Annotated in this window: 9 protein-coding genes; 4 read left to right on the top strand and 5 right to left on the bottom strand. The window is 71.2% G+C overall.

The window, feature by feature from the left end:
• The coding region (locus ACFQ4O_RS12775; protein ID WP_378776077.1) for a cation:proton antiporter domain-containing protein at positions 1-1,340 on the bottom strand (1,340 nt) is incomplete at its 3' end.
• A 297-nt stretch (positions 1,341-1,637) separates the two neighbouring features.
• On the opposite strand from ACFQ4O_RS12775, the gene ACFQ4O_RS12780 reads away from it, so the two are divergent.
• The gene (locus tag ACFQ4O_RS12780) at positions 1,638-2,093 is read left to right on the top strand and encodes a MucR family transcriptional regulator (protein WP_378776078.1); all 456 of its coding nucleotides are present in this window, start codon (positions 1,638-1,640) and stop codon (positions 2,091-2,093) included.
• Positions 2,094-2,157: 64 nt separating this feature from the next.
• On the opposite strand, the gene ACFQ4O_RS12785 is transcribed toward ACFQ4O_RS12780, so the two are convergent.
• Together ACFQ4O_RS12785 and ACFQ4O_RS12790 are read right to left on the bottom strand one after the other, a co-directional pair.
• On the bottom strand, positions 2,158-2,970 hold the full coding sequence (locus ACFQ4O_RS12785) for an arylamine N-acetyltransferase family protein (RefSeq protein ID WP_378776079.1): 813 nt from the start codon (positions 2,968-2,970) through the stop codon (positions 2,158-2,160).
• Positions 2,970-3,515, bottom strand: a complete 546-nt coding sequence (locus ACFQ4O_RS12790; RefSeq protein WP_378776080.1) for an NADPH-dependent FMN reductase — start codon at positions 3,513-3,515, stop codon at positions 2,970-2,972. Before ACFQ4O_RS12790 ends, ACFQ4O_RS12785 begins: the two co-directional genes overlap by 1 nt.
• Before the next feature lie 74 nt (positions 3,516-3,589).
• Between ACFQ4O_RS12790 and soxR the strand changes: the two genes are divergently transcribed.
• From soxR to ACFQ4O_RS12805, 3 genes are all read left to right on the top strand, one after another.
• Positions 3,590-4,051, top strand: coding sequence for a redox-sensitive transcriptional activator SoxR (gene soxR / locus ACFQ4O_RS12795; RefSeq protein ID WP_378776081.1), 462 nt, complete (start codon positions 3,590-3,592; stop codon positions 4,049-4,051).
• A gap of 172 nt (positions 4,052-4,223) precedes the next feature.
• Positions 4,224-5,603, top strand: a complete 1,380-nt coding sequence (locus ACFQ4O_RS12800) for a M16 family metallopeptidase (protein ID WP_378776082.1) — start codon at positions 4,224-4,226, stop codon at positions 5,601-5,603.
• A gap of 68 nt (positions 5,604-5,671) precedes the next feature.
• A complete protein-coding gene (locus ACFQ4O_RS12805; RefSeq protein ID WP_378776085.1) occupies positions 5,672-7,003 on the top strand; it encodes a M16 family metallopeptidase in 1,332 nt (443 codons plus the stop codon).
• A 51-nt stretch (positions 7,004-7,054) separates the two neighbouring features.
• On the opposite strand, the gene gmk is transcribed toward ACFQ4O_RS12805, so the two are convergent.
• On the bottom strand, positions 7,055-7,723 hold the full coding sequence (gene gmk, locus ACFQ4O_RS12810; RefSeq protein ID WP_378776083.1) for a guanylate kinase: 669 nt from the start codon (positions 7,721-7,723) through the stop codon (positions 7,055-7,057).
• 5 nt (positions 7,724-7,728) lie between these two features.
• Positions 7,729-8,072, bottom strand: a 344-nt coding sequence (locus tag ACFQ4O_RS12815) for an endoribonuclease YicC domain-containing protein (protein ID WP_378776084.1), incomplete at its 5' end; no start/stop codon positions are given.

Below are 8,072 nucleotides of genomic sequence, written 5' to 3' on the forward strand. Positions count from 1 at the left end.
GCGGGCTCCGCCTCCACAGCGGCGGGCTTCGGGGCCTCCTTGGCGGCGGGCTTCGCGGCGGCGGCGACGGCGGGCTTCGGCGAGGCGCGGCCGATCCGGCCCTCCAGCCGCGGCTTCAGCCGGTCCATCAGCATGAACATGATCGGGTTGAACACGATCGACATCAGCGCGCCGGCGAGGATGAGGTCGCGCCCCTCCTCCGGCAGCAGGTTCAGCCCGACGCCGAGCTCCGCCAGGATGAAGGAGAACTCGCCGATCTGGGCGAGGCTGGCTGAAATGGTGAGCGCCGTGCCTGTGGTGCGCCGGAAGGCGATCACGATCAGGAAGGCCGCGATCGACTTGCCCACCACAATGATGGCGAAGGTGGCGAGCACCGGCAGCGGGTCGCGCACCAGGATCGCCGGGTCGAACAGCATGCCGACCGACACGAAGAACAGCACGGAGAAGGCGTCGCGCAGCGGCAGGCTCTCCTGCGCGGCGCTGTGGCTGAGCTCGCTTTCCGACAGGATCATGCCGGCGAAGAAGGCGCCGAGCGCCAGCGACACGCCGAACAGCTTGGCCGCGCCGAAGGCGACGCCGAGCGCGATGGCGAGCACGCCGAGCCGGAACAGCTCCCGCGAGCCGGTGTGCGCGATCCGGTGCAGCACCCAGGGGATGACGCGGCGGCCGACGATCAGCATCAGGGCGACGAAGGCCGCGACCTTGGCGAGCGTCAGCCCGATGATGCCCCAGATGTTCAGCTCCACGCCGAAGCCGCGGGCGAGCAGGGCCGCGAAGGGGTCGCCATAGACGGCGGCCGCGGCGCCGTCGCCGCTCGCGATGTTCGACACCGCCGGGATCAGCACCAGCGCCAGCACCATGGCGAGGTCTTCGACGATGAGCCAGCCCACCGCGATGCGGCCGCGCTCGCTCTCCACCAGCCGGCGCTCCTGCAGCGCCTTGAGCAGCACCACGGTGGAGGCGACCGACAGCGCGAGGCCGAAGACGAGGCCGCCGCCATGCGACCAGCCGAGCCCGACGCCCAGCGCCCAGCCGAGCAGCGTGGCGAAGGTCATCTGCGCCACCGCGCCCGGCACCGCGACGCCGCGCACCGAAAGCAGATCCTTGAGCGAGAAGTGCAGACCCACGCCGAACATCAGCAGGATGACGCCGATCTCGGCCAGCTCCGGCGCGAGCTTCTGGTCGGCCACGTAGCCCGGCGTGTGCGGGCCGACCAGCACGCCTGCCACCAGATAGCCCACCAGCGGCGGCAGTTTGAACCGGTTGGCGATGGCGCCGAGTACGAAAGCAAGCACGAAACCCGCGACGATCGTCGAAATCAGCGGCGTCTCATGCGGCATGCGGCGTACTCCTGCGGGACAATCGACGATCAGGGCTGGGACGCCACGAGTATGGACGATTTGTCCGCCGTGACGCGAGCCAAAAAGACAGGCGCGGCGACCAAGTTTTACGCCCGGCTTCGCCCATAGGAGGCGCTGCGGGACCTATGCGCCGATCGCGGGCGCCCGCTGTGCTGCCCGAAAACCGCCCAATAGGTCGTGGGCGTTCATTTTGTTTACGAATGATTACTGATTAGACTTGCCAAAGACCGCGAACAGGATCAGTTCTTTCGAAGCCTAAGAGGAGACGTAATCAAAATGACCGACGAGACGGATTTCGTGACGCTGACCGCCGATGTGGTCAGCGCCTATGTGAGCAACAATTCCGTCGCAGCGGCCGATCTGCCGACGCTGATCCAGACCGTCCATGGCGCTCTGACGTCCGCCGCGACCGGCGCCGCGAAGGAGCCGGTGGTGGAGCTGACTCCGGCTGTGCCGATCAAGAAATCGGTCGGCCCCGATTTCATCATCTGTCTTGAAGACGGCAAGAAGTTCAAGTCGTTGAAGCGCCATCTGCGCACCGCCTACGACATGACGCCGGCCGATTACCGCGCCAAGTGGGGCCTTCCGGCCGACTATCCCATGGTGGCGCCGAACTATGCCGCCGCCCGCTCCGAACTCGCCAAGAAGGCCGGCCTCGGCCAGCAGCGCAGCAAGGCCGCGACCCCCGCGCCGGCCCCCGCCAAGCGCGGCCGCAAGCCCGCCGCCGCCTGACGACAGCGTCTTCCGGTTCCGATCACGGCGCTCCCCCGCGCGCCGTGATCGATCCCCGGAACACTTATGCCGCAGCCGCGAGCTCGGCGAACAAAGCCCGCCATTCCGGCCTCGGCTCCAGCGCGAACAGATCGGCGAGCGCCCGCTCGATCCCGGGCGCCGTCAGCGTCCGGCGCTCCTCGCTCCCGTTCGCCCGCCGCACGGTGAGGCGGTCGTCGAACAGGGCGTAGCGCTCGGTCTCCGCCACCCGCGCCACCGCGAAGGCGCCGCGGAAGAACGAGCGCGGATGGGTCGAGGTGAACCAGTTCGCGATCTCGATGTCGGCCTGCGCCTGCGGCTCCAGCGAGACCGAATAGAGCGGCGCCCAGCCCTCCCCCTGCCCGATCGACAGCGCGATCTCCCGTCCGTCCGGCGCGAGGCGGAAGGTCCCGAGCCGCGTCCGCTGGGGCGCTCGGTCGTCGAGGCGCAGCGGTGCCGCCGGAACCAGCGCGCCGAAGCCCGCGTCGGTCAGGAACCGGCCGCCCTCCGCGTCCACCGCGAGCGTCATGTGGGTGCGCCCCGGCCGGGCCGCGTCGGGCCCGCCGTGCATCGTCACACGCGCCAGCAGCGCGTCGACGCGGAACCCAATCGCTTCGAGCGCCCGCTTCAGCAGCCCGTTCTGCTCGTAGCAGTAGCCGCCGCGGCGAGCGCCGATCAGCTTGGCGTCGACGCCCTCCGGCGAGACGTCCACCGTGCGCCCGAGCCGGGCCTCGATGGCCTCGAACGGGATCGCGGCCAGATGGCGGCGGTGCACCTCGGTGAGGACCGCGAGGGTGGGCGTGCGCGGCCCGTCATAACCGATGCGGGCGACATAGGCGTCGAGGTCGAGGGCGGCCATCACGCGGCCTCCGTGAAGACCTGCGCCGAGCGGGCGGCCTTCAGCGCCTCGCCCCACCAGCGCAGGCGCGTCAGCATGCGCCCCATGGCGCGGCGGGGCCGCTCCGGCTCCGTCATCCGGCCGGCGCCGTCGAAGCGGTCCCAGGCGTCCGGCAGGGCGACGCTATCCGAGACGCCGACCACATGCAGCTCCGCGAACACGAGGCGCAACTGCTCCACGGCCCGGAGGCCCCCGGACAGCCCGCCATAGGAGACGAAGCCCACGGGCTTCGCGCCCCACTCCACGTCGGCGGCGTCGATCACGGCCTTCAGCGGCGCGGCGAAGGAGTGGTTGTACTCCGGCGTCACCACCACGAAGCCGTCGGCCCGCGCCAGCGCGTCGCGCAGCGCGCCCTCGTCCTGAAGCGCGTCGCGCGGGTCCACGATCTCGGTGGTGAAGCCGCCGACGCGGTGGATTTCGGCCTCGGTCCAGGCGCCGACCGCGTCGCACAGCCGGCCGGGCCGCGCGCTGCCGTAGATCAGGGCGATGTGGAGGGGAACTCTCATGGCGCGCTCCGTGCTTGCGTCCGCTGGAGCGTGAAGGCATAAAACCTCAAGCTTACTTGAGGTCAAGCCCTCCGATGACCGCCCGCGCCCCACGGCCGAAACCCGAGCTCACCGTGGGCGAACTCGCCCGCCGCAGCGGCGTCGCGGTCTCGGCGCTGCATTTCTACGAGGCGAAGGGGCTGATCTTCTCCCGCCGCAACGCCGGCAACCAGCGCCGCTACCCGCGGGAGACGCTGCGGCGGGTGGCGGTGATCCGCGTGGCGCAGAAGCTCGGCCTTCCGCTTGTCGCCATCGGCGCCGCGCTGGCGGAGCTTCCGGACGGCGCCCGCGCCCCGAGCGCCGCCGACTGGGCCGCGCTCTCCGCCCGCTGGCGGGCCGATCTCGACGCGCGGATCGCCACGCTGACGCGGCTCCGGGACGATCTCGACGGCTGCATCGGCTGCGGCTGCCTGTCGGCCTCGGTCTGCCCCTTGCGCAACCCGAACGACCGGCTCGGGGCGGAGGGTCCCGGCGCGCGGCTGCTGGCGCCCGAATGAACCTTGCCGCGATGTAACCGTCCTCACCCGCTCGTGAGGCGCCCTTGCGCTCGAAGCGTGGGGCGTGCACGGCTATATGAGGACGTTCGCGGGCGCCGTCGCGCCCTCGCATTCCCACGCCAGACTCGCAGGTCTCATGTTCAGACGCTTGCTCGGAGGTTTCGCCGCAACCATGGCCGCCGCCACCTTCGCCGGATCGCTCGCCGGGCTCACCCCCTCCCCGGCCCAGGCCGACCCCGCCCGCGCCGCGGGCCCCGAGATCGCGTCCTTCACGCTGGAGAACGGGCTCGAAGTGGTGGTGATCCCGGACCATCGCACCCCGGTGGTGACGCACATGGTCTGGTACAAGGCGGGCTCCGCCGACGAGCCGAAGGGCGTGTCCGGCATCGCGCATTTCCTCGAGCATCTGATGTTCAAGGGCACGGCGAACCACCCGGCCGGGCAGTTCTCCAAGACCGTCGCGGAGCTGGGCGGCCAGGAGAACGCCTTCACCTCCTACGACTACACCGCCTATTTCCAGCGGGTCGCCAAGGAGCACCTGAAGACCGTCATGGGCTTCGAGGCCGACCGCATGACCGGCCTCCAGCTCACCGACGAGGTGGTGAACCCGGAGCGCGACGTCATCCTCGAGGAGCGGCGCTCGCGCATCGACGGCGATCCCGGCTCCCAGCTCGCCGAGGCGGTGGCGGCGTCTCTGTTCGTCAACCACCCCTACGGCACGCCGATCATTGGCTGGGAGCACGAGATGGAGAAGCTCTCCCGCGCCGACGCCATCGCCTTCTACGAGCGGTTCTACACGCCGAACAACGCCATCCTGGTGGTGGCCGGCGACGTGGAGGCCGACGAGGTGCGCCGCCTCGCCGACGAGACCTACGGCAAAATCGCCCGCCGGGCCGACGCCGGCCCGCGCCAGCGCCCGACCGAGCCCGAGCCCCGCGCCGCGCGTCGGGTCACGCTGTCCGACCCGCGGGTGACGCAGCCGTCGCTGTCGAAGCAGTTTTTGGCGCCGTCCTACGAGACCGCCTCGGCGCACGAGGCCTATGCGCTCGATCTCGCGGCGCAGATTCTCGGCGGCGGCGTCACCAGCCGCGTCTATCAGGCGCTGGTGGTGGAGAAGGGCGTCGCGGCCAGCGCCGGCGCCTGGTACCAGGGCGACGCGCTCGACGACGGCCGCTTCGCGGTCTACGCCAGCCCCCGCGGCGACGCCGCGCTGAAGGAGGTGGAGACGGCGCTCGACGAGACGGTGGCGCGCTTCGCCGCCGAAGGCCCGTCCGAGGCCGAGCTCGCCCGCGCCAAGACCCGGCTGATTGCCGACACCATCTATGCGCAGGACAGCCAGGCCACGCTCGCCCGCATCTACGGCGCTTCGCTCGCCACCGGCGGCGCCATCAAGGACGTGCAGGAGTGGCCGGCCCGCATCCGCGCCATCACCACCACCGAAGTGCGCGACGCCGCCCGCGCGGTGCTGGTCGCCCGCCGCTCCGTCACCGGCGAGCTTCTGAGCGCCAAGACCCCCGACGCCGCCCCGGCCGCCGCCGAGGCGCGTCCGTGATCGCCCGCATCGCTTCGCTTTTCCGCCGCTCCCCCTTCTCCGCCGCCAAGGACACGATCGCCGCCATCATGGTCACCGCCGCAGCCCTCGCCGTCTCCGCCCCCGCCCGCGGCGCCGACATCCAGCGCGTCACGACCCCCGGCGGCGTGGAGGCGTGGCTGGTGCAGGAGAACGCCGTGCCGGTGGTGGCGGTGGAGATCGCCTTCCGGGGCGGCTCGGCCCAGGACCCGGACGGCAAGGAAGGGCTCGCCAGCCTGATGTCGACGCTGTTCGACGAGGGCGCGGGCGAGATGAGCGCATCCGCCTTCCAGCAGCGGCTGGAGGAGACCGCGATCGAGCTGTCCTTCAGCTCCAACCGCGACGGCCTGACGGCGAGCCTGCGCACCCTGCCGGAGAACATCGACGAGGCGTTCCGGCTGCTCGGCCTCGCCATGGCGAAGCCCCGCTTCGACGACGACGCGATCAACCGCATGCGCAGCCAGCTGTCGGCCCAGATCCGCCGCAACGCGCTCGATCCGGACGACCTCGCCGGACGCTCGTTCTTCGCCGCCGCCTTCCCCGGCCACCCCTATGGCCGGCCGTCGCGCGGATCGGTGCAGAGCCTCGCGGCCATCACCCGCGACGACGTGGTCGCCGCCCACAAGCGCCTGATGGCGCGGGACAATGTGGTGATCGGCGTCGTGGGCGCCATCACGCCCGAGCGCCTCAAGGGTCTGGTGGACGGCGCGCTCGCGGGCCTGCCGGACAAAGCCGGCCTGACGGAGGTCCCGACCGTCGCTCCCGCCGGCGCCGGCCGCGCCGAGGTGGTGGAGCTCGACGTGCCCCAGACCTCGATCGTCTTCGGCCGCCCCGGCCCCTTGCGGGACGCCGACGACTTCATCCCGGCCTATGTGGTGAACCACATCCTCGGCGGCGGCAGCTTCTCGTCGCGGCTGTTCAACGAGGTGCGCGAGAAGCGCGGCCTCGCCTATTCGGTCTACAGCTACCTGCAGCCGTTCGACCATGGCGGTCTGCTGCTCGGGGGCGTCGCCACCCGCAACGACCGCGCCGGCCAGTCGATCGACCTGATCCGGGCCGAGTTCGCCCGCATGGCCAAGGACGGCCCGACGCAGGAGGAGCTGGACAGCGCCAAGCGCTACCTGATCGGCTCCTACGCCCTGCGCTTCGACACCTCGTCCAAGGTCGCGAACCAGCTGGTGCAGCTGCAGCTCGACCATCTCGGCATCGACTACATCACCCGCCGCAACGATCTCGTGTCCGCGGTGACGCGCGATCAGGTGAAAGCCGCGGCGGAGAAGCTGCTCGGCGACGGCTCGCTGCTGGTGGTGGCGGTGGGCAAGCCCGCCGGCCTCGAGGGCGCCGAGACGCGCCCCGCGCCCCGGCCCGAAACCCTGCGCTAAAGGTTTGCGCCCGCCGCCGACCCGTTCGCGCGGGCCCGGCGGCGGCGGCGCTCAGTCCGCCGACAGCTCCTGGATGAGCCGCGCCGCCTTGGCGTCGAGGCTCGGCTGGCGCCAGCGCTTCAGGCGCTCCGCCTGCAGGATGGCGCGCACCTCGTTCAGGCAGCGCTCGAAATCATCGTTCACCACGCTGTATTCGTAATTCGAGCCGCGCTCGATCTCGATCGCGGCGTTGCGCAGCCGGCGCCTGATGTCCTCGGGCGTGTTCTCCGCCCGCCGCTCCAGCCGCGCCTTCAGCTCGGGCACGGACGGCGGCAGGATGAACACCGTGACCACGTCCTCCGGCATCGCCTCGCGCACCTGCCGCGTGCCCTGCCAGTCGATGTCGAACAGCACGTCGCGGCCGTCCCTCAACGCCTGCTCCACCGGCTCCTTCGGCGTGCCGTAGCAGTTGCCGTGCACCTCCGCGAACTCCAGCAGCTCGCCAGCGTCGCGCATCACGTCGAAGTCGCGCTGCTTCAGGAAGCGGTAGTGCACGCCGTCCGCCTCGCTCGGCCGCTTGGCGCGGGTGGTGGCGGAAATCGACAGCGTGATCTGGTCGTCGGTGTCGAGCAGCGCGCGGGTCAGGGTCGATTTGCCCGCGCCCGAGGGCGAGGACAGGATCAGCAGAACGCCGCGGCGCGGCTGCGCGGCGAGGGGCTCCGCGGCGGTCTCAAGGGCCATGGCGATCACTCCACGTTCTGAACCTGCTCGCGGAACTGCTCCACCACGGCTTTGAGCTCCAGCCCGATGGCGGTGAGGCTGCGGTCGTTGGACTTGGCCGACAGCGTGTTGGATTCGCGCCCGAACTCCTGCGCCAGGAAGTCGAGCCGCCGGCCCACCGGACCGCCTTCCGCGATCAGCGACCGCGCCGCCGCCACATGGGCGACGAGCCGGTCCAGCTCCTCGCGCACGTCGGCGCGGGTCGCCAGCAACGCCGCCTCCTGGTGCAGCCGGTCGGGATCGAGCTGCGGGGCGGCGCCGAGCAGCGCGCCGACCTGTTCGGCGAGCCGGGCGCGGATGGCCTCGGGCC

Source organism: Methylopila musalis, from assembly GCF_042679725.1.
GTDB classification, from domain to species: Bacteria; Pseudomonadota; Alphaproteobacteria; order Rhizobiales; family Methylopilaceae; genus Methylopila; species Methylopila musalis.

Excerpts from the sequence above, each read along its gene's own strand:
- ACFQ4O_RS12780 (WP_378776078.1), top strand. The coding sequence starts at position 1,638 with ATGACCGACGAGACGGATTTCGTGACGCTGACCGCCGATGTGGTCAGC.
- ACFQ4O_RS12785 (WP_378776079.1), bottom strand. The coding sequence starts at position 2,970 with ATGGCCGCCCTCGACCTCGACGCCTATGTCGCCCGCATCGGTTATGAC.
- ACFQ4O_RS12790 (WP_378776080.1), bottom strand. The coding sequence starts at position 3,515 with ATGAGAGTTCCCCTCCACATCGCCCTGATCTACGGCAGCGCGCGGCCC.
- soxR (WP_378776081.1), top strand. The coding sequence starts at position 3,590 with ATGACCGCCCGCGCCCCACGGCCGAAACCCGAGCTCACCGTGGGCGAA.
- ACFQ4O_RS12800 (WP_378776082.1), top strand. The coding sequence starts at position 4,224 with ATGGCCGCCGCCACCTTCGCCGGATCGCTCGCCGGGCTCACCCCCTCC.
- ACFQ4O_RS12805 (WP_378776085.1), top strand. The coding sequence starts at position 5,672 with ATGGTCACCGCCGCAGCCCTCGCCGTCTCCGCCCCCGCCCGCGGCGCC.
- gmk (WP_378776083.1), bottom strand. The coding sequence starts at position 7,723 with ATGGCCCTTGAGACCGCCGCGGAGCCCCTCGCCGCGCAGCCGCGCCGC.